At 70.6% G+C, this 18,748-nt stretch carries 11 protein-coding genes; 2 read left to right on the top strand and 9 right to left on the bottom strand.

The features are described 5' to 3' along the window. Positions 1–7: 7 nt before the first annotated feature. From ftsH to PBV52_RS34650, 6 genes are all read right to left on the bottom strand, one after another. Positions 8–1,945 (bottom strand): ATP-dependent zinc metalloprotease FtsH, encoded by a 1,938-nt coding sequence (ftsH, locus tag PBV52_RS34675; protein WP_274243677.1) that lies wholly within the window; start codon positions 1,943–1,945, stop codon positions 8–10. Between the two features lie 91 nt (positions 1,946–2,036). After that, a complete protein-coding gene (gene ffh, locus PBV52_RS34670; protein ID WP_274243675.1) occupies positions 2,037–3,590 on the bottom strand; it encodes a signal recognition particle protein in 1,554 nt (517 codons plus the stop codon). An 84-nt stretch (positions 3,591–3,674) separates the two neighbouring features. Beyond that, a complete protein-coding gene (locus tag PBV52_RS34665; RefSeq protein WP_274243673.1) occupies positions 3,675–6,122 on the bottom strand; it encodes a [protein-PII] uridylyltransferase in 2,448 nt (815 codons plus the stop codon). 70 nt (positions 6,123–6,192) lie between these two features. Beyond that, on the bottom strand, positions 6,193–6,531 hold the full coding sequence (locus PBV52_RS34660) for a P-II family nitrogen regulator (RefSeq protein WP_055725071.1): 339 nt from the start codon (positions 6,529–6,531) through the stop codon (positions 6,193–6,195). Continuing rightward, entirely contained in the window at positions 6,528–7,871 is a 1,344-nt protein-coding gene (locus PBV52_RS34655) for an ammonium transporter (protein WP_274243669.1), read from the bottom strand. Before PBV52_RS34655 ends, PBV52_RS34660 begins: the two co-directional genes overlap by 4 nt. A gap of 334 nt (positions 7,872–8,205) precedes the next feature. Then, positions 8,206–9,699, bottom strand: a complete 1,494-nt coding sequence (locus PBV52_RS34650; RefSeq protein WP_274243668.1) for a hypothetical protein — start codon at positions 9,697–9,699, stop codon at positions 8,206–8,208. A 457-nt stretch (positions 9,700–10,156) separates the two neighbouring features. Here PBV52_RS34650 and PBV52_RS34645 point away from each other — a divergent pair, with 457 nt between their 5' ends. Continuing rightward, positions 10,157–10,813 (top strand): bifunctional DNA primase/polymerase, encoded by a 657-nt coding sequence (locus PBV52_RS34645; RefSeq protein ID WP_274243666.1) that lies wholly within the window; start codon positions 10,157–10,159, stop codon positions 10,811–10,813. 150 nt (positions 10,814–10,963) lie between these two features. On the opposite strand, the gene ftsY is transcribed toward PBV52_RS34645, so the two are convergent. Then, positions 10,964–12,175, bottom strand: a complete 1,212-nt coding sequence (ftsY, locus tag PBV52_RS34640) for a signal recognition particle-docking protein FtsY (protein WP_274243665.1) — start codon at positions 12,173–12,175, stop codon at positions 10,964–10,966. A 105-nt stretch (positions 12,176–12,280) separates the two neighbouring features. On the opposite strand from ftsY, the gene PBV52_RS34635 reads away from it, so the two are divergent. Next, the gene (locus PBV52_RS34635; protein WP_274243664.1) at positions 12,281–13,252 is read left to right on the top strand and encodes an LLM class flavin-dependent oxidoreductase; all 972 of its coding nucleotides are present in this window, start codon (positions 12,281–12,283) and stop codon (positions 13,250–13,252) included. A 139-nt stretch (positions 13,253–13,391) separates the two neighbouring features. Here PBV52_RS34635 and PBV52_RS34630 read toward each other — a convergent pair whose 3' ends face one another. Both PBV52_RS34630 and smc read right to left on the bottom strand, forming a co-directional pair. Beyond that, positions 13,392–14,807 carry a sugar porter family MFS transporter gene (locus tag PBV52_RS34630; protein WP_274243663.1) on the bottom strand — a complete coding sequence of 472 codons (1,416 nt, stop codon included), beginning with the start codon at positions 14,805–14,807 and terminating at the stop codon, positions 13,392–13,394. A 230-nt stretch (positions 14,808–15,037) separates the two neighbouring features. Continuing rightward, complete coding sequence (gene smc / locus PBV52_RS34625; RefSeq protein ID WP_274243662.1) at positions 15,038–18,592, bottom strand: chromosome segregation protein SMC; 3,555 nt, start codon at positions 18,590–18,592, stop codon at positions 15,038–15,040. Positions 18,593–18,748: the final 156 nt, after the last annotated feature.

The raw sequence follows: 18,748 nt of genomic DNA, 5'->3' as shown, positions 1-18,748 counted from the left end.
GGGCCCGCTACGCGTCCGCTTCCTTCGTCAGCCGGGTGATGCCCGCGATCCGGTAGGCGTCCGCCTCCTCCAGCGTCTCGTTCTCCAGCAGGGCCTCCGCCAGCGCCTCCAACTGCCGGTGGTGGTCGCGGAGCTTGCGGCAGGCCTCCTCGTAGCACTCGTCGACGATCCGGCGCATCTCGGCGTCGATCACGTCGAGGGTCTGCGGGGCGGCCGCGAGCCCGTACGCCTGCTGGGTGTCGCTCGGCAGGGCGGACAGCCGGCCGACCCGTTCACTCATGCCCCAGCGGGCCACCATGCCGCGCGCGATGTTGGTGACCTGTTCCAGGTCGTTCTCCGCGCCCGTGGTGACGACCCCGTAGACCACCTGTTCGGCCGCCATGCCGCCCAGTGCGCCGATGATGCGGCCGCGCAGGTACTGCTCGGAATGCGCGTACCGCTCCACCTCAGGCGTCGACATCGTCACCCCGAGCGCCCGGCCGCGCGGCACGATGGTGATCTTGCGGACGGGGTCGGCGCCCGGCTGCAGCATGCCGAGGAGGGCGTGCCCGCTCTCGTGGTAGGCCGTGCGCCGGCGATCCTCCTCGGGCATCACGAGGGTGCGCTCGGCGCCCAGTTGCACCTTCTCCAGCGCCTCGGAGAGGTCCGAGGCGGTCACCTGCTCCTGCCCCCGCTTGACGGCGAGCAGGGCCGCCTCGTTGGCGAGATTGGCCAGGTCCGCGCCCGTCATGCCCGGGGTCGTACGGGCGAGCCGGGTCAGATCCACGTCCTCGGCGAGCGGGATCTCGCGGGTGTGGATCCGCAGGATGGCCTCGCGCCCGCCGCGGTCCGGCGGGGAGACGTTGACCACCCGGTCGAAGCGGCCGGGCCGGGTCAGCGCCGGGTCAAGGATGTCGGCGCGGTTCGTGGCCGCGATGACGATCACGCCCTCGGAGCCGGAGAACCCGTCCATCTCCGTGAGGATCTGGTTCAGCGTCTGCTCGCGCTCGTCATGGCCGCTCACCGACGCGCCGCCACTGCGCACCCGCCCGATGGTGTCGATCTCGTCGATGAAGATGATCGACGGCGCCACCTTGCGGGCCTCGGCGAACAGCTCCCGGACGCGGGACGCGCCGACGCCGACGATCATCTCGATGAACTCGGACGCGGAGGCGGAGAAGAACGGCACGCCCGCCTCGCCCGCCACCGCACGCGCCAGCAGGGTCTTGCCGGTGCCGGGCGAGCCGGCGAGCAGCACGCCGCGCGGCATCTTCGCGCCCATCCGGCGATAGGCGTCGGGGTGCTCCAGGAAGTCGACGACATCGTCCAGCTCGCCCTTGACCTCGTCGATGCCGGCCACGTCGGCGAATGTCGTGCGCTGGGTCCCCGGCCGCAGCTCGACCGGCTTGGGCGGCGTCTTGCGCCCGAACATGCCGCCCGCGCCGCCCTTGCCCGCGCCGAACCGCCGGGCGACGAAGATCCACACCGCCACGATGATCACGATCGGCGCCAGCGAGATCAGCAGGTTGGACACGACGCCGCGCTCCCGCACGACCGGCTGGGCGGTCACCGTCACGTCGCGGCTGCTCAGTTCCTGCCAGAGGTCGTCGTCCGCGAAGGCCGGGCGCTGGGTCTTGAACCTGGTGTAGTCGCCGTCGCCCTCGGGGTTGTCCCGGGCGCTCTTGAGCTCCCCCTGGATCGCGTCGCCCTTGGAGTAGATCTTGTCGACATTGCCGGCGTCGACCTGCCTGCTGAACTCCGTGTAGGAGATCGTCGGCTCGTTGCCCCGGTCGAGGTACGTCAGCCCCAGATAGGCGAGCAGGAACACGATCACCGCGGTGAGGAGCAGGCTCCACCAGCGGCCGCGCATCCGTCGCCCACCGGGCCGCCCGGACGGCTCGTCCGGCGTGCCCTCGGTGCGCCACGGCTGGTCAGGAGCCTTGCGTGGCGGCGCGGCATTGCTCATATCTGGACGTTACGGCAGATATCCGGCCATGGCATGCGCTGGGGGCGCCCCCCGTGGAGAGGGGCGCCCCCGGCGAGCGACAACGTACGCGTCAGCCCATGAACTTCTTGAACTCGTCCGGCAGCTCGAAGTCCTGCGGAGCCTGCTGGCCCGGCACGCCGAAGGCGCCTCCGGCCTGCGCGGCGGCGGCGCGGCGGGCGGCCTCCTCCTGCTCCTGCTGCTTGCGCTTCATCGGGTTGCCGGAGCGCTGCTTGCCCTTGGCCTTCTTCGGCTGCTTCTTGGCGCGGCCGGGGCCGCCACCCATGCCCGGCATCCCCGGCATACCGGGCATGCCGCCGCCCTGGGCCATGCGGGACATCATCTTGCGGGCCTCGAAGAACCGCTCGACGAGGTTCTTCACCGCGCTGACCTCGACGCCGGAACCGCGCGCGATACGGGCGCGCCGCGAGCCGTTGATGATCGTCGGCTCCTGGCGCTCGGCCGGGGTCATCGACTTGATGATCGCGGCCGTGCGGTCGACGTCCCGCTCGTCGAGGTTGTTGATCTGGTCCTTGATCTGGCCCATGCCCGGGAGCATGCCGAGCAGCTTGGAGATGGAGCCCATCTTCCTGACCTGCTCCATCTGGGCCAGGAAGTCGTCGAGGGTGAAGTCCTGGCCCTTCTTGGAGGCCAGCTTCTCGGCCATCTTCTGGGCTTCGGCCTGGTCGAAGGTCTTCTCCGCCTGCTCGATCAGGGTGAGCAGGTCACCCATGTCGAGGATGCGGGAGGCCATCCGGTCCGGGTGGAAGGCGTCGAAGTCGTCGAGCTTCTCGCCGTTCGACGCGAACATGATCGGCTTGCCGGTGATCTGGCGGATCGACAGGGCCGCACCACCGCGGGCGTCACCGTCGAGCTTGGAGAGCACCACGCCGTCGAAGCCGACGCCGTCGCGGAAGGACTCCGCGGTGTTGACCGCGTCCTGACCGATCATCGCGTCGACGACGAACAGGATCTCGTCCGGCGAGACCGCGTCCCGGATGTCGGCGGCCTGCTGCATCATCTCCTGGTCGATGCCCAGGCGGCCGGCGGTGTCCACGATCACGATGTCGTGGACCTTGGCCTTGGCGTGCTCGATGGAGTCCTTGGCGACCTTGACCGGGTCACCGACGCCGTTGCCCGGCTCGGGCGCGTAGACCGCGACACCGGCGCGCTCGGCGACCACGCTGAGCTGGTTCACGGCGTTCGGGCGCTGGAGGTCGGCGGCGACCAGCAGCGGCGAGTGGCCCTGCTCCTTCAGCCAGCGGCCGAGCTTGCCCGCGAGGGTGGTCTTACCGGCACCCTGCAGACCCGCCAGCATGATCACGGTCGGCGGCTGCTTGGCGAAGCGCAGGCGCCGGGTCTCGCCGCCCAGGATCGTCACGAGCTCGTCGTTGACGATCTTCAGAACCTGCTGGGCCGGGTTCAGCGCCTTGGAGACCTCGGCGCCGAGAGCGCGCTCCTTGACGTTCTTGATGAACGTCCGGACGACGGGCAGTGCCACGTCCGCTTCGAGGAGTGCGATGCGGATCTCGCGCGCGGTGGCGTCGATGTCCGCCTCGGAGAGCCGTCCCTTGCCGCGCAGGTTCTTGAAAGTCGCTGAGAGGCGATCGGAGAGAGTATCGAACACGGCGCTCGCGGTCCTCGGGGTCGGTGGCAGCTGGGAATCGCCCTCCAGGGTATCCCGGCGGCGCAGGTTGCCGGGATCCCCCTGTTACCCCCGCAACGTCTCCTCCAGCTTCCGCGCCACGGAGGCCGCTTCCTCGCTGGGCAGCGGCGCTCCCTCGGGCCCTGTGACATAGAACGCGTCGACCGCGTTGGCACCCAGCGTGCTCACGTGTGCACTGCGCACCCGCACGCTCGCGTCCTCCAGCGCCCGGCCGATCCGGAACAGCAGCCCCGGCGCGTCCTGCGCGCGCACCTCGATCACCGTGGCCAGCCGGGAGGCGGCCGGGTGGACCGACACCCTCGCCGGCGGCGCCACGACGCCCCGGCGGCGCGGATAGGCGGCGTCCCGCTCGGCGAGGCGCCCCGCGATGTCCAGGGAGCCGTCCAGCGCCCGTACCAGGTCGGCGCGCAGCCGGGCGGCCTGCGGCAGCGAGCCGTACTCGGCGGCTACCCGCCAGTCCAGCAGCAGGACGGAACCCTCGACGCCGTCCGGCAGATCCAGGGCGCGCAGCTCCGCGGTGCGGACGGTCAGGCGGTGCATCGCCAGGACGCCGGCCACCGCGGGCAGCACGCCCGGCTGGTCCGGTACGGCGATGAGGAGCTCCACGCCGAGCGGCTCCGGGTCGCCCGAGGGCTGGTCCTCGGCCGGAGGCTCGGTCTGCGCGCGCAGCGCCAGCACCGGGCTGCCGGTCGCGATCGCCTCGATGGACAGCCGCTCCTGCTCGGCGGTGGGCGCGGCGGCCTCGGGCTCGTCCAGGTCGTCCCCGGCGAGTACGGCCGCGACCCGTTTCACCAGGTCGGCGACGAGCGAACCCCGCCACGACGACCAGGCCGCCGGGCCGGTGGCCAGCGCGTCCGCCTCGGTCAGGGCGTGCAGCAGCTCCAGGGTGCCCTGGGAGCCGACCGCCTCGGCGACCGAGCGCACGGTGGCCGGGTCCTCCAGATCACGCCGGGTGGCCGTCTCGACGAGCAGCAGGTGATGGCGTACGAGGGTGGAGAGGACGGCCACGTCGTCGCGGTCGAAGCCGATGCGGGCGGCCACGTCCTTGACGATGATCTCGCCGGCCACCGAGTGGTCGCCGGGCCAGCCCTTGCCGATGTCGTGCAGCAGCGCGGCGACCAGGAGGAGGTCGGGGCGGTGGACGCGGCGGGTGAACTCGGAGGCCCGGACGGCGGTCTCGATGAGGTGCCGGTCGACGGTCCAGATGTGCACGGCGTTGCGCTGCGGACGGCAGCGCACCCGCTCCCAGTCCGGGAGGAAGCGAGTGATGAGCCCTTCGGCCTCCAGGGCCTCCCACACCTCGACCGTCGGCCGCCCGGAGCCCAGCAGGGTCACGAGCTGCTCACGCGCCTCGGCTGGCCAGGGCGTGGGCAGAGGGCGCACGGCGGCCGCCATGCGCCGTACGGCGTGCAGGGAGAGCGGGAGTCCGGCCTGCGCTGCGGCGGCCGCGGCGCGCAGGGGGAGCACGGGGTCGCGTTCAGGGCGCGCGGCGCGGGCGAGCACCACCTCGCCGTCCTGCTCCACCACACCCTCGGCGAGCGGTGAGCGCTCGGCGGTCGGCTTCCCGCCGCCCAGCATGGCGCGCAGACGTGGCCGAACGGCGCGCGAGCGCAACACACGCCCCACTTCGCGCCACGTGACATCACTCGCGTACGAGATGACCCGCGCCGCCTCGTACACCTGCCGCAGCAGCGTGTCCGCGTCGAGCAGACCCAGCTCGGCCGCGACCTGGTCCTGCTCCTGGAGCGCGAGCCGGTCCGTCGCGCGCCCCGTCGTCAGGTGCAGGGCGTCGCGCACGTCGAGCAGTCGGCGCCGGGCGTCGTCGAGGCCCTCGCGCGGGGCGTCGGCCAGCCAGGAGGCGGCGACGGCGCGCAGGATGGTGGCGTCACGCAGACCGCCGCGCGCTTCCTTCAGGTCGGGTTCCAGCAGGTACTGCAGCTCGCCCTGCCGCTCGGCGCGTTCGGCGGACAGCTCCTGGAGTTCGGGCAGGCGCTTGGGCGCCTGGTTGCGCCAGTCGGCCAGGACCGCCGTCCGCAGTCCTGCCGTGAGGCCGAGGTCGCCCGCGATGTGGCGGGCGTCCAGCAGGCCGAGTTGGACTTTCAAATCCTCCCCGGCGGTCTTGCGGGCCTCGACCGGCGTACGCACGGAGTGGTCGAGGGCGAGGCCGAGGTCCCAGACGGGGTACCAGATGCGGTCGGCCAGGGCGGCCACCGCACCGGGGTCGCTGCCGTCGTGCAGCAGAAGCAGGTCCAGGTCGCTGCGCGGGGACAGCTCGCCGCGGCCGTAGCCGCCGACGGCGACCAGGGAGGCGCCGCGCAGTCCCTCGGCCCCGGCGGCGAACAGGCCGGTCAGCCAGTCGTCGGTCAGGTTCGCGAGGGCCGTACGGCGCGGCGGCCCGGACTGCGCCCCCTCGGTGAGGAGACGCAGCCGGGCCGCCGCGTAGCCGCTGGGTCCCGAGTCCTCTGCATCCTTACGAACGTCCGTACCCGACACCCAGCGACTCCTGTCCTTCTTCTTCTCTCAGAGCGCGTTCTCTTGGAGTTCTTCTCTCAGAGCGCGTTCCTCAGAGCGCGTCCGGTCCGCGCTCGCCGGTCCGCACCCGTACGGCCGTGTCGACCGGCAGGGACCAGACCTTGCCGTCACCGATCTTGCCGGTACGGGCGGCCTTGACGATGACGTCGATCAGCTGCTCGGCGTCGTCGTCCTCGGCCAGCACCTCGATGCGGATCTTAGGGACCAGGTCGACGGTGTACTCGGCACCGCGGTAGACCTCGGTGTGGCCCCGCTGACGACCGTAGCCGCTCGCCTCGGTGACCGTCAGGCCGTGCACTCCGAAGGCCTGGAGGGCCTCCTTGATCTCGTCGAGCCGGTGCGGCTTCACGACGGCGGTGATGAGCTTCATGCGTCCACCTTCTTGCTCGAAGCTGCGGCGACCGGGGCCGTTACCGCGGCCTTGGCGGAACCGCCACCGGCACCACTGAAGTCGTATGCGGTCTCGGCGTGCTCGGCCTGGTCGATACCGGCGACCTCCTCGTCCTCGGAGACCCGCATACCGATGGTCTTGTCGAGGATGAAGGCGAGGAGCGCGGAGACGATCAGGGAGTAGGCGAGGACACCGCCGACACCGGCGAGCTGCTTCCACAGCTGGTCGAAGGTGTGCTTGCCGTAGAAGACGCCCGTCGCCTCCGACTGGCCCTTACCGCTGGCGAAGAAGCCGATCAGGATCGAGCCGACGACACCGCCGACGAGGTGGACACCGACGACGTCGAGCGAGTCGTCGTAGCCGAACTTGTACTTCAGGCCCACGGCCATGGCGCACAGGACACCGGCGATGGCACCGACGGCGATCGCGCCGATCGGGGTGACCGCACCACCGGACGGGGTGATGGCGACCAGACCGGCAACCGCGCCGGAGGCAGCGCCCAGCGTGGTGAACGCGCCGTGGCGGATCTTCTCGTAGATCAGCCAGGCCAGCATGGCGGCGGCCGTGGCGACCTGCGTGTTGACGAACATCAGCGTGCCGACGCCGTCGTCGTTGCCGAGCCACGAGCCGGCGTTGAAGCCGAACCAGCCGAACCACAGCAGACCGGCGCCGAGCATGACCAGCGGCAGGCTGTGCGGGCGCATCGGGTCCTTCTTGAAGCCGACGCGCTTGCCGATGACCAGGATCACGCCGAGCGCAGCGGCACCCGCGTTGATGTGGACCGCCGTACCACCGGCGAAGTCGATCACGCCCATGTCGAAGGCCCAGCCGCCCTCACCCCAGACCCAGTGGGCGACGGGGAAGTAGACGATCGTGGCCCACAGCGCGATGAACAGCGCCCAGGCGGAGAACTTCACGCGGTCCGCGAGAGCACCGCTGATCAGCGCGGGCGTGATGATCGCGAACATCAGCTGGAAGACCATGAAGGCGAGAAGCGGAATGTTGTACGTGCCCCACAGCTCGCCCTTGTCGACACCACTGAGGCCGACCCAGTCGGAGTTCCAGCCGATGAGGCTGCCCGAGTCGGTGCCGAAGGCGAGGGAGAAGCCGTACAACACCCACAGGATGGTGACGATCCCCAGGCTGATGAAACTCATCATCAACATGTTCAAGGTGCTCTTGACGCGGACCATGCCTCCGTAGAAGAAGGCCAGGCCCGGGGTCATGAGCATCACCAGGGCGGAACAGATGAGCATGAAACCTGTGTTGGCGGGCGACAGCTCTACCTTGTCTGCCGCCATCATGATGGCTGGTGCCATCGGCGTCTCCTCGTGTTGGTACGGCCCCGTGCGGGCGAAACCTGAGCGGATTGAGGGGTGGGCCGGTTATGCGCCACGAGATTGACGCAGCGCCGTTTCGATGGAAGCCCCTCGTTGTTTCGCCGCCGTGACGAAGGCGCCCCGCGTGTTACGCGTTGATGAACTGCGAGATGTTCGGCCGCGCGATCGTTATCGTGGCGCAACCTTCATCGAAGGAGAGAAACCGGCCGCGGTCGGCCTTCCGATGACCTGGCATGGGGGAGCCGAGTCGGGCAGTTCGGGAGGGCCGGCCGCGGCCGGGGTTCAGGGGTTGCCCTGGGATTGCACGCGAAACTCAGACCGCCTCCGCCGTCTCGGGCAGCTGCACGGCGAGCTTGTCGGTGAGGTCCACGACCTCGGCGAGATCCCCGAAGTCGCGTACGGCCGTGTCGACCGTCTTTCGAATACGAGTGTTGACGCGCTCGGAGCGGACCTTCTTGGCGATCTGCATGGCCTGCTCCGCATAGACCGCGCTCTGCTCGGGCTCGCGCCGCAGCAGATGGACGGTGGCCATGCCGATGAGGTTCAGCGCGTACGACCGCTGGTGCTCACTGTCGTTCGCGAACAGGTCCACGGCCTGCTGCATCACGGGCTCGGCCAGCGAGGCGTACGTCGGGCTGCGGCCGGCGACATAGGCCAGGTCTCGGTAGGAGTGGGAGTTCTCGCCGTACAGCTCGGCCTCGGAGAAGAAGCGGATCCAGTCGGGGTCCGGCTCGTCCCACTCGTCGGTCTCGGAGAAGGTGTCCTCGGCCATCCGGACCGCCCGCTTGCACTTGCCGGGCTGGCCCATGTTCGCGTAGGCGCGGGCCTCCATCGCATACAGCATCGACTGGGTGCGCGGGCTCGCGCAGTCCCGGCTGCCGTACTGCGCGAGGTGGATCAGCTCCAGGGCGTCGTCGGGCCGGCCGAGGTGGATCATCTGGCGGCTCATGCTGGAGAGGATGTACGAGCCGAGCGGCCGGTCGCCCGCCTCCTTGGCGGCGTGCAGCGCGAGGACGAAGTACTTCTGCGCGGTCGGCTGGAGCCCCACGTCGTACGACATCCAGCCCGCCAGCTCCGCCAGCTCGGCGGCGACCTTGAACAGCTTGCGGGTGGTCGCCTCCGGCTGGGGCTCCTGGAGCAGGTCGGTCACCTCGTGCAGCTGACCCACGACCGCCTTGCGGCGCAGCCCGCCGCCGCACTGGGCGTCCCACTGCCGGAACATCACGGTGGTGGACTCCAGCAGGTCCAGCTCGGGCCTGGACAGGCGGCCACGCGCGCGCGAGGACGGGACGGGCCGGGGCTCCTGGTACGGCGCCTGGGGTGCGGGGACCAGCCAGCGCTGCATCGGTTCGATGAGGGCCGGGCCCGCGGACAGGGCCAGCGAGCTCCCGAGGAAGCCGCGCCGCGCCAGCATCAGGTCACTGCGCGAGAACTCGCTGAGCAGGGCCACCGTCTGCGGGCCCGTCCAGGGCAGGTCGATGCCGGACACGGAGGGTGACTGACGGGCGGCGCGCAGGCCGAGGTCCTCGACGGAGACGACGCAGCCGAACCGCTCGGAGAACAACTCGGACAGGATCCGTGGGATCGGCTCGCGGGGGTTCTCGCCGTCCAGCCAGCGACGGACGCGCGAGGTGTCGGTCGAGATGTGGTTGGCGCCCAACTGGCGTGCGCGGCGGTTCACTTGACGGGCCAGTTCACCCTTCGACCAGCCGCTGCGCACGAACCAGGACGCGAGCAGCTCGTTCGGGCGCTTGTCAGCGTGCGATGCGCCACCAGCACTCGTACCGCTTCCGCTGTTGCCGCTCACTGGAACGCCCCCATCCCTTGGACCACTTGTCACCGAGTGCGCCAAGCCCTATCAGAATGCCGGTAAATACGGTCGCCCGTCCGGCAGTTGTCACCCTTCGAACGGAAAGCCGACTTGCCCCCGGCATACCCACACGTGCATGTGCCCCGAGGGTCCGTGCACTCACGGTAATCCTACGATCACGGGCCCAGCCATGGCGATCCCGGAAACGCCACCATTCGCCACCCCTTCGAATGAACTAACGGTGGCCTCCACGCGATTCACTTGACATAGGACGGCCGGAAGTGGGCGGAGCGAAGCACTCAGGGGCGCGTGTTGCCAAGCCCACAACCCGGAGTACTTCCAGGCGCCGAGTGGACCGAGCGGGCCGATGGGTAACCGGCGATCTAAGAACACACAGGGTCACGTACCGAATCCGTGTCGTAACCACCGGCGCACTGGACCCGTTGGAGGGGGCATGGGCTTCACGATCGGCGGCATCCGGGAGATCCGATCCGGCTCGCGACGACGCGGCCGCTCCTCGGAGTGCACCACGGTCGCCGAGTTCACCGGACTGTGGGGCTGGGACGTGGTGCCCGGCGCGCGAGCCGCGGCGGGCGCCTGCTCGTGCGGCCACTCCGACTGTCACGCCCCCGGCGCACACCCCCTCGACTTCGCGCCCGAGGTCCCGGCCGGGGCCACCCTCGACGAGGTCGGCAAGGCCTGGGCGGAGGTACCGGGCGCCGCGGTGATGCTGCCGGTCGGGCGGGCGTTCGACGTGATCGAGGTGGCCGAGCCCGCCGGACGCCGCGCGCTCACCCGGCTCGAGCGCATGGGCCTCCCCCTCGGCCCGGTCACCGCCACCCCCGAGGGCCGCGCCCACTTCCTCGTCGCCCCCGGCGCCGCCGCGGAACTCCCTGAGCTGCTCTACCGCATGGGCTGGGACGACCCGACCCACCTCGACCTGCGCGGCCTCGGCCCCGGTACGCACATCACGGCGCCGCCGTCCGACCGGGGCGGGCTGGGGCCGGTGCGGTGGCTGCGGCCACCCGAGCTGGACTCGGCTACGAGGCCGCCGGCCGCGCGACTGCTGCTGGGGACGCTGGCCTACGTGGCGCATCGGTCGCGGGCGTAACGCAGGGCACAACCGTCACAGTCGTACCCGGCTCACAGCCGTACACAGCTCACCGTCGTACACAGCGAAGCGCCCGTCCCCCCAACTGCACCTTGGGAGGCGGGCGCTTCTTCGGCCGAGCACATACGAAAGTTCGTAGGTGAGGTGGGGTCACTCCCCGATAAGGGCGTCAACGAACGCCTCCGGCTCGAACGGCGCCAGGTCATCGGCACCCTCGCCCAGCCCGACCAGCTTCACCGGCACGCCCAGTTCGCGCTGTACCGCGACGACGATGCCGCCCTTGGCCGTGCCGTCCAGCTTGGTGAGCACGATGCCGGTGATGTCGACGACCTCGGCGAAGACGCGGGCCTGGACCAGGCCGTTCTGCCCCGTCGTCGCGTCCAGCACGAGCAGGATCTCGTCCAGCGGCGCGTGCTTCTCGACGACCCGCTTGACCTTGCCGAGCTCGTCCATGAGGCCGGTCTTGGTGTGCAGGCGCCCGGCGGTGTCGATGAGGACGACGTCCGACCCCATCTCCTTGCCCTCCTTCACCGCGTCGAAGGCCACGGAGGCGGGGTCGCCGCCCTCCGGCCCGCGCACGGTGTAGGCGCCGACGCGCTCGCCCCAGGTCTGGAGCTGGTCGGCGGCGGCGGCACGGAAGGTGTCGGCGGCGCCCAGGACCACGCTGCGGCCGTCGGCCACGAGGACGCGGGCGAGCTTGCCGGTGGTGGTGGTCTTGCCGGTGCCGTTGACGCCGACGACCATCACGATGCCGGGCTTGCTGGTCTCCGGCTCCGTCTTGACCGTGCGGTCGAAGTCGGTGCCGACCAGCTTGAGGAGCTCCTCGCGCAGCAGGCCGCGCAGCTCGTCGGGGGTGCGGGTGCCGAGGACCTTCACGCGCTCGCGCAGCCCGTCGACCAGTTCCTGGGTGGGCAGCACGCCGACGTCGGCGGTGAGCAGCGTGTCCTCGATCTCCTCCCAGGTGTCCTCGTCGAGGTGCTCGCGCGACAGGAGCGTGAGCAGCCCCTTGCCGAGGGCGTTCTGCGAACGGGAGAGCCGGGCGCGCAGGCGGATCAGGCGGCCGGCGGTGGGCTCCGGGATCTCGATCTCGGTCGGCGGGAGCTCTTCGACGACCGGCGGTTCCTCGACGGCGGTCGGTGCTCCGCCGCCCGGAAGGTCCACCTCCTCTATGGTCCGGCGCGGTTCGTCGCGCGGCGTTTCGGCCTCGTCGCCGACGTGCGGCTCGGCCGGAGGGGCGGTGATGTCGGGGGCGGCCGGGGGCGGCGGCGGCAGCTGCTTCTTGCGTCGGCTGCCGACGATCAGCCCACCGAGCGCGCCGAGCACGACCACGGCGATGACTACAGCAAGGATGAGGATGTCCATAACGCGTCCAGTATCGGCCATGGAGTCCGGCGACACCCCTCTGGATGTCTGACACACCGTCAGCTAACGTCCGCCTTCACACCCGCCCGGTGAAGGGGGACCCCCATGCCCGTCACGGTCGTACGCTTCAACCTCGTCGAGCCCGACGCGACCCCCGCCTCGCTCGCCGCCCGCTATCAGGCGGCCCTGGAGATGGCCGCGTACGCCGACGAGCACGGCATCACCACCGTGCAGACGGAGGAGCACCACGGCGCCGAGAACAACTGGCTGCCCTCGCCCTTCGCCTTCGCGGCCGCGGTCTTCGGCGCGACCCGGCGCCTCGCGGTCACCGTCTCGGCGATCATCGGTCCGCTGCACGACCCGCTGAGGCTGGCCGAGGAGATCGCCGTACTGGATCTGCTGAGCGGCGGCCGCCTGGTGACCGTCGCCGGGATCGGGTACCGCCCCGAGGAGTACGCCCTGTTCGACGTGGACTGGAAGCGGCGCGGCAAGATCCAGGACGAGCTCCTCGACACCCTGCTCAAGGCCTGGACCGGCGAGCCCTTCGAGTACCGGGGCCGTACGGTACGGGTCACTCCGCGCCCCTACACCGACCCGCACCCTCTGCTCCTGGTCGGCGGCTCCTCGAAGGCCGCCGCCCGCCGGGCCGCCCGGCTCGGCCTGCCGTTCTTCCCCAGCGCGCATCTGCCGGAGCTGGAGGCGTACTACAAGGAGCGGCTCGTCGAGTACGGCACCGAGGGCTGGACGATGATGCCGGCCGCGGAGACGCCTCTGCTGCACATCGCCGAGGATCCCGACCGGGCGTGGGCTCGCTACGGCGGGCATTTCCTGCACGAGGCGCGGACGTACGCCTCCTGGCAGTCCGGGGACGTACGGTCCGCCGTGAAATCGGCGGCCACGACGGTGGACGAGCTGCGTGCCGAGGGCGTGTACCGGATCGTGACGCCTCGGGAGTGTGTGGCGCTGGGCCACGCCAACTACGTACTGCACCCGTTGTCGGGCGGGATGCCGGTGGAGGAGGGGTGGCGGAGCCTGCGGTTGTTCGCGGAGGAGGTGCTTCCGGCGTTGGAGGCCTGACCTGCTGATATCCGGAACGGGTGGTGACGTACGAGAAACCGCCGCCCCGGCTCGGGCAGTGGCCGAGCCGGGGCGGCGGCGGGGTTACGGGGAGAGGGGCAGCGGGGACTTGGCCCTTCTCCCCGAGATCGGGGGCCGGTCAGCCCATCTCCTCCAGCTTCTTGCCCTTGGTCTCGGGCACGAACTTGAGGATGAACGGGATGGAGAGGAAGGCGAACACCGCGTACATGACGTAGGTGAGCGACAGGTTCCAGTCCGACAGGTCCGGGAAGGTGATCGTGATCACCCAGTTGGCGATCCACTGGGCCGAGGCCGCGACACCCAGGGCGGCGGCGCGGATCTTGTTCGGGAAGACCTCGCCGAGCATGACCCAGACGACCACGCCCCAGGACAGGGCGAAGAAGAGGACGAAGGCGTTGGCGGCGATCAGCGCGACGTAGCCCTGCGCGGTCGGCAGCGGGTCGTTGCCGCTCTGGAAGGAGAAGGCCCAGGCGGCCGCCGCGAGCGCGATGCCCATGCCGACGGAGCCGATGAGGGCGAGCGGCTTGCGGCCGATGCGGTCGACGAAGATCATCGCGATCACGGTGCCGACGATGTTGATGATCGAGGTCTCGAACGAGTAGAAGAACGAGCTCGACGGGTCGACGCCGACGGACTGCCACAGCAGGTTCGAGTAGTAGAAGATGACGTTGATGCCGACCAGCTGCTGGAAGACGGAGAGGCCGATACCGATCCACACGATCGGCAGCAGACCGAACCGGCCGCCCAGCAGGTCCCGGAACGTCGACTTGTGGTCGCTGTGCATGGCGCGCTCGATCTCGGCGACCCGGCCGTCCAGGTCCGTCCCGCCCTCGACGTCCGCGAGCACCTTCTTCGCGTCCTCGACGCGGCCGACGCTGATCAGATAGCGCGGGGACTCGGGGATGGCGAAGGACAGCAGGCCGTAGATCACCGCGGGTACCAGCATCACGCCGAGCATCCACTGCCAGGCCTCCAGGCCCGCGACCCTCCCGCGCTCCTCGCCGTCGGCCATGTTGAGGATAGCCCAGTTGACGAGCTGGGAGACGGCGATGCCGATGACGATGGCGGCCTGCTGGAACGAGGCGAGCCGGCCGCGGTAGGCGGGCGGGGCGACCTCGGCGATGTAGGCCGGGCCGATGACCGAGGCCATGCCGATGGCGATACCGCCGAGCACACGCCAGGCGGCGAGGTCCCACGCGGCGAACGGAAGGCCCGAACCGACGGCGCTCACGGCGAACAGCACCGCCGCGATCTGCATGACGCGGATGCGGCCGATGCGGTCGGCTATGCGGCCGGCGATCGCGGCGCCGACGGCGCTGCCGAGCAGGGCGCTGGCGGCGACGGTCCCGGTGACACCGGAGCTGAGGTCGAACCGGGCCTGGATACCACCGTTGGCTCCGTTGATGACGGAGCTGTCGTAGCCGAAGAGGAAGCCGCCCATGGCGGCCGCTGCGGTGATGAAGACGACGTGCCCGAGATGCTCGGGGTGAGCCGTCCTGGCTCCTGACGTGGGTGCCTGCGCTGTGCTGGTCACGTGTACTCCTCGGGCCACCGGCAACGCTGCCGGGTGGGGGTCAGCCGCTCCAAGTAGTGATACCTGAAGGTAAAAGCAACGTTGCAGAGACTATGCCTTCAAGTTTCGAAGTCAATAGAGGGGTGGCTGTGACTTTCGAGACGCGATTTGGCGAGATGTGTTCACTTATTGAAGAAGTGAAGGTGAAGTGTTCGACGGTCGTGATCGACGGTCGAGACTGACCGGCGGCGTCAGCGAAGTCGCTGGCTGATGACCTTGGACACCCCGTCGCCCTGCATGGAGACGCCGTACAGCGCGTCGGCGACCTCCATCGTGCGCTTCTGGTGGGTGATCACGATCAGCTGCGAGGCTTCCTGCAGCTCCTGCATGATGCGGATCAGCCGCTGCAGGTTGGTGTCGTCGAGGGCGGCCTCGACCTCGTCCATGACGTAGAACGGGCTCGGCCGGGCCTTGAAGATCGACACGAGCAGCGCGACAGCGGTGAGTGAGCGCTCACCACCCGAGAGCAGCGACAGCCGCTTGACCTTCTTGCCCGGCGGACGCGCCTCGACATCGACGCCCGTGGTGAGCATGTTGTCGGGATCGGTCAGGATCAGCCGTCCCTCGCCCCCGGGGAACAGTCGGCTGAAGACACCCTCGAACTCCCGGGCCGTGTCCCGGTAGGCCTCGGTGAAGACCTGCTCGACGCGCTCGTCGACCTCCTTGACGACCTGGAGCAGGTCGGCGCGGGTCTTCTTCAGGTCCTCGAGCTGCTCACTGAGGAACTTGTGCCGTTCCTCCAGCGCGGAGAACTCCTCCAGGGCGAGCGGGTTGACCTTGCCGAGCTGCTGGTAGGCGCGCTCGGCGGCCTTGAGCCGCTTCTCCTGCTCGGCCCGGACGAAGGGCTTGGGCTGGTTGCGGGGGTGCTCGGGGTCCTCGGGGAGCTGCTCGCCCTCGGCGGCCAGGGAGGGCGGGACGAGCTGGTGAGGGCCGTACTCGGAGACGAGCCCGGCCGGTTCGACGCCCAGTTCCTCCAGCGCCTTGGTCTCCAGCTGCTCGATCCGCATCCGCTTCTCGGCGCCGAGGACTTCGCCACGGTGGACGGAGTCGGTCAGCTTGTCGAGTTCGGCCTTGAGGTCGCGGCCTTCGTTTCGGGCGGCGGCCAGCTCCTGCTCACGCCGTGCCTTGGCGGCCTCGGCGGCGGTGCGCTCCTCGCCGGCGCGGGCGAGGGAGACCTCGACGTGCGCGAGGAGTTGGCGCGCGCCGGAGGCGACGGCTTCGGCGACGGCCGCCTCGTGCCGCAGCCTCGCCCGCCGCTGCTCGGCACGCGCGCGTGCCTCGCGTTCGGCGCGGGCGGCCCGGTCGAGGGAGTCGGCACGTCCGGCCAGTCCCTTGACCCGCTCCTCGTGCGTACGGACCTGGAGCCGGGCCTCCATCTCGGTCTGCCGGGCGTTGGCGCCATCGGCGGCGAGACGGTCCCGTACCGACGTGTCGGGCTCCTCCTCGACCGGCATCTCCTCGGCGACGGCGAGCCGCTCGGCCAGCTCCTCGACCTCTTGGAGGGCCTTGTCGAGCGACTCCTGCGCCCGCGCGGCGGCGGCAACGGACCGCTCGGCCTCGCCCGCGGCACCCCGCGCCTGCCCCGCGAGCCGCCCGAGCTGCTGGGCGACGGCCGACTTCTCCCGATCGGCCGCCCGGCGCCGCTCCCCCAGCTCCTCGACGAGCCCGGCACACTCCTTGCGCCGCTCACCCGCCGCATGCTGCGCCCCGGCCAGTTCCTCGCACCGCACAGCCAGCTCTTCCAACTCGGCGGCGGCCTCGTCCACGGAGGCCTGCACTTCGAGCAGACTGGGCGCCCCGGCGGACCCCCCGTGCGCGAAGCCCGCGCCCAGCAGGTCGCCTTCGGCCGTTACGGCGGTGAGGTCGGGGCGGGTGTAGACGAGGTCCTCGGCGTCCTCGAGGGTGGCGACGACGACGATGCCGCGCAGCAGACGGCGTACGGCGGGCATGAGCTCGTCGGGACCGCGGACCAGGTCGGCGGCGTACGGCGGCCCATCGGTGTGCGGCTGCCCCGGTACGTCGTCGGGGGCTCCGCTCAGCAGCAGTGCCGCTCGCCCTGCGTCCTGCTTCCGCAGCAGCCGGATCGCCTCGGCCGCGGCGGACGGCGACGTCACCGCGATCGCGTCCGCCGCCGCGCCGAACGCGGCCGCGAGCGGAACCTCGTACCCCGGTGTCAGCGTCAACAGCTCCGCGGCCGGGCCGAGCAGCCCCGTGAGGCGGTCCTTCGCGCCGAGCAGTGCGCCGGTGCCGTCCTTGCGGCGCAGGCCCAGCGCCAGCGCCTCGTGGCGGGCCTGGGTCGCGGCGCGCCCCCGTTCCGCCGCGGTGGCCGCCTCGCGGGCCGCGGACAGGGCGGCCTCCGCCTCCGCGAGCTGCTGCTTCGCCGCCTCGTGCTGTTCGGCGAGTTCCGCGTCGCCGGCGTCCAGGCCGTCGACCTCGGCCTTCAGGGCCTCGTACTCCTCCTGCGCTGCGAAGGCCCGCTCCTGGGCCTCGTCCCGCGCGGCGGCCAGGCGGTCGATCTCGGCCTGGGCGGAGGCCGCACGTGAACGGGCCGCGTTGACCTGCCCGTTCAGCCGGGCCAGCCCCTCGCGGCGGTCGGCGATGGCACGAGCGACGTCCTTCAGGCGCCGTTCTTCCTGCGTGAGTTCACGTTCCAGTTCGGCACGGTGGGCGACCGTGTCCTCCAGTGCCCGCTCGGCCGCCTCCAGGGCCGCTTCCAGCTCGGCCTCCTGCTCGCGGATCCGGGCGGCCTCGCGCTCCATGTCCTCGGGGTCGCGGCCGCGGCGTTCCTCCGGTGGCACGGATGTCGCGCTCTTCACGCGCGCGTCGGCCAGCGAGATCGTGCCGCGCACCCGCTCCGCGAGCTGGGACAGCTCGTACCAGGTCTGCTGGGCCCGCTGCAGCCGCGGCGTGAGCTGCCGTACCTCGTCCTCCAGGAGCGCCTCACGCTGGAGCGCCTTCTTCAGCTGCTGCTCGGCGGCTTCCTTGCGCTCCTTCAGCGCGGCCTCGTCGGCCACCTCGGCCTGGAGCGCCTCCCGGAGCCGTACGAGATCGTCGGCGAGGAGGCGCAGGCGGGCGTCGCGCAGGTCCGCCTGGATGACGGCGGCCCTTCTCGCCACCGCCGCCTGGCGGCCCAGCGGCTTCAACTGCCGGCGCAGTTCGTCCGTCAGGTCCTGCACGCGCGCGAGGTTGGCCTGCATCGCGTCCAGCTTCCTGAGCGCCTTCTCCTTGCGCTTGCGGTGCTTGAGGACGCCCGCGGCCTCCTCGATGAAGGCGCGGCGGCCCATGGGGTCGGCGTGCAGGACGGAGTCGAGCTGGCCCTGGCCGACGATGACGTGCATCTCACGGCCGATACCGGAGTCGGACAGCAGCTCCTGGATGTCGAGCAGCCGGCAGGTGTCGCCGTTGATCTGGTACTCACTGCCGCCGTTGCGGAACATGATCCGCGTGATGGTGACCTCGGCGTATTCGATGGGCAGTGCGCCATCGGAGTTGTCGATGGTCAGCGAAACCTCGGCACGGCCAAGTGGCGGACGGCCGGTCGTGCCGGCGAAGATGACGTCCTCCATCTTGCCGCCGCGCAGCGACTTCGCACCCTGCTCGCCCATGACCCAGCTGAGCGCGTCCACGACATTGGACTTGCCCGAGCCGTTCGGACCGACGACACACGTGATCCCCGGCTCGAACCGGAGCGTGGTCGCCGAGGCGAACGACTTGAACCCGCGGAGGGTCAGGGCCTTGAGGTGCACGCCGCTGGACTCTACCTGCCGCCCGGATGTCACTCCATGAACCCACGGTTTCACCGATGAACGTGCAGGGCACACCAGACGTTAAAGAGGGTGAAAGGATGCGCGGGGCAGTAAGCGCAGCAAGCGGGGGCAGGCAAGAAAGAAGGGACGCCGAAG

It is taken from the genome of Streptomyces sp. T12 (assembly GCF_028736035.1).
Taxonomy (GTDB): Bacteria; Actinomycetota; Actinomycetes; order Streptomycetales; family Streptomycetaceae; genus Streptomyces.
Note: the sequence above shows the minus strand (reverse complement) of the source record. Positions and strands in the feature narration are given on the sequence as shown.

What these genes read in the sequence shown, in the direction of transcription:
- ftsH (WP_274243677.1), bottom strand. Translation starts at nt 1,945, where the DNA reads ATGAGCAATGCCGCGCCGCCACGCAAGGCTCCTGACCAGCCGTGGCGC.
- PBV52_RS34660 (WP_055725071.1), bottom strand. Translation starts at nt 6,531, where the DNA reads ATGAAGCTCATCACCGCCGTCGTGAAGCCGCACCGGCTCGACGAGATC.
- PBV52_RS34655 (WP_274243669.1), bottom strand. Translation starts at nt 7,871, where the DNA reads ATGGCACCAGCCATCATGATGGCGGCAGACAAGGTAGAGCTGTCGCCC.
- PBV52_RS34645 (WP_274243666.1), top strand. Translation starts at nt 10,157, where the DNA reads ATGGGCTTCACGATCGGCGGCATCCGGGAGATCCGATCCGGCTCGCGA.
- ftsY (WP_274243665.1), bottom strand. Translation starts at nt 12,175, where the DNA reads ATGGACATCCTCATCCTTGCTGTAGTCATCGCCGTGGTCGTGCTCGGC.
- PBV52_RS34635 (WP_274243664.1), top strand. Translation starts at nt 12,281, where the DNA reads ATGCCCGTCACGGTCGTACGCTTCAACCTCGTCGAGCCCGACGCGACC.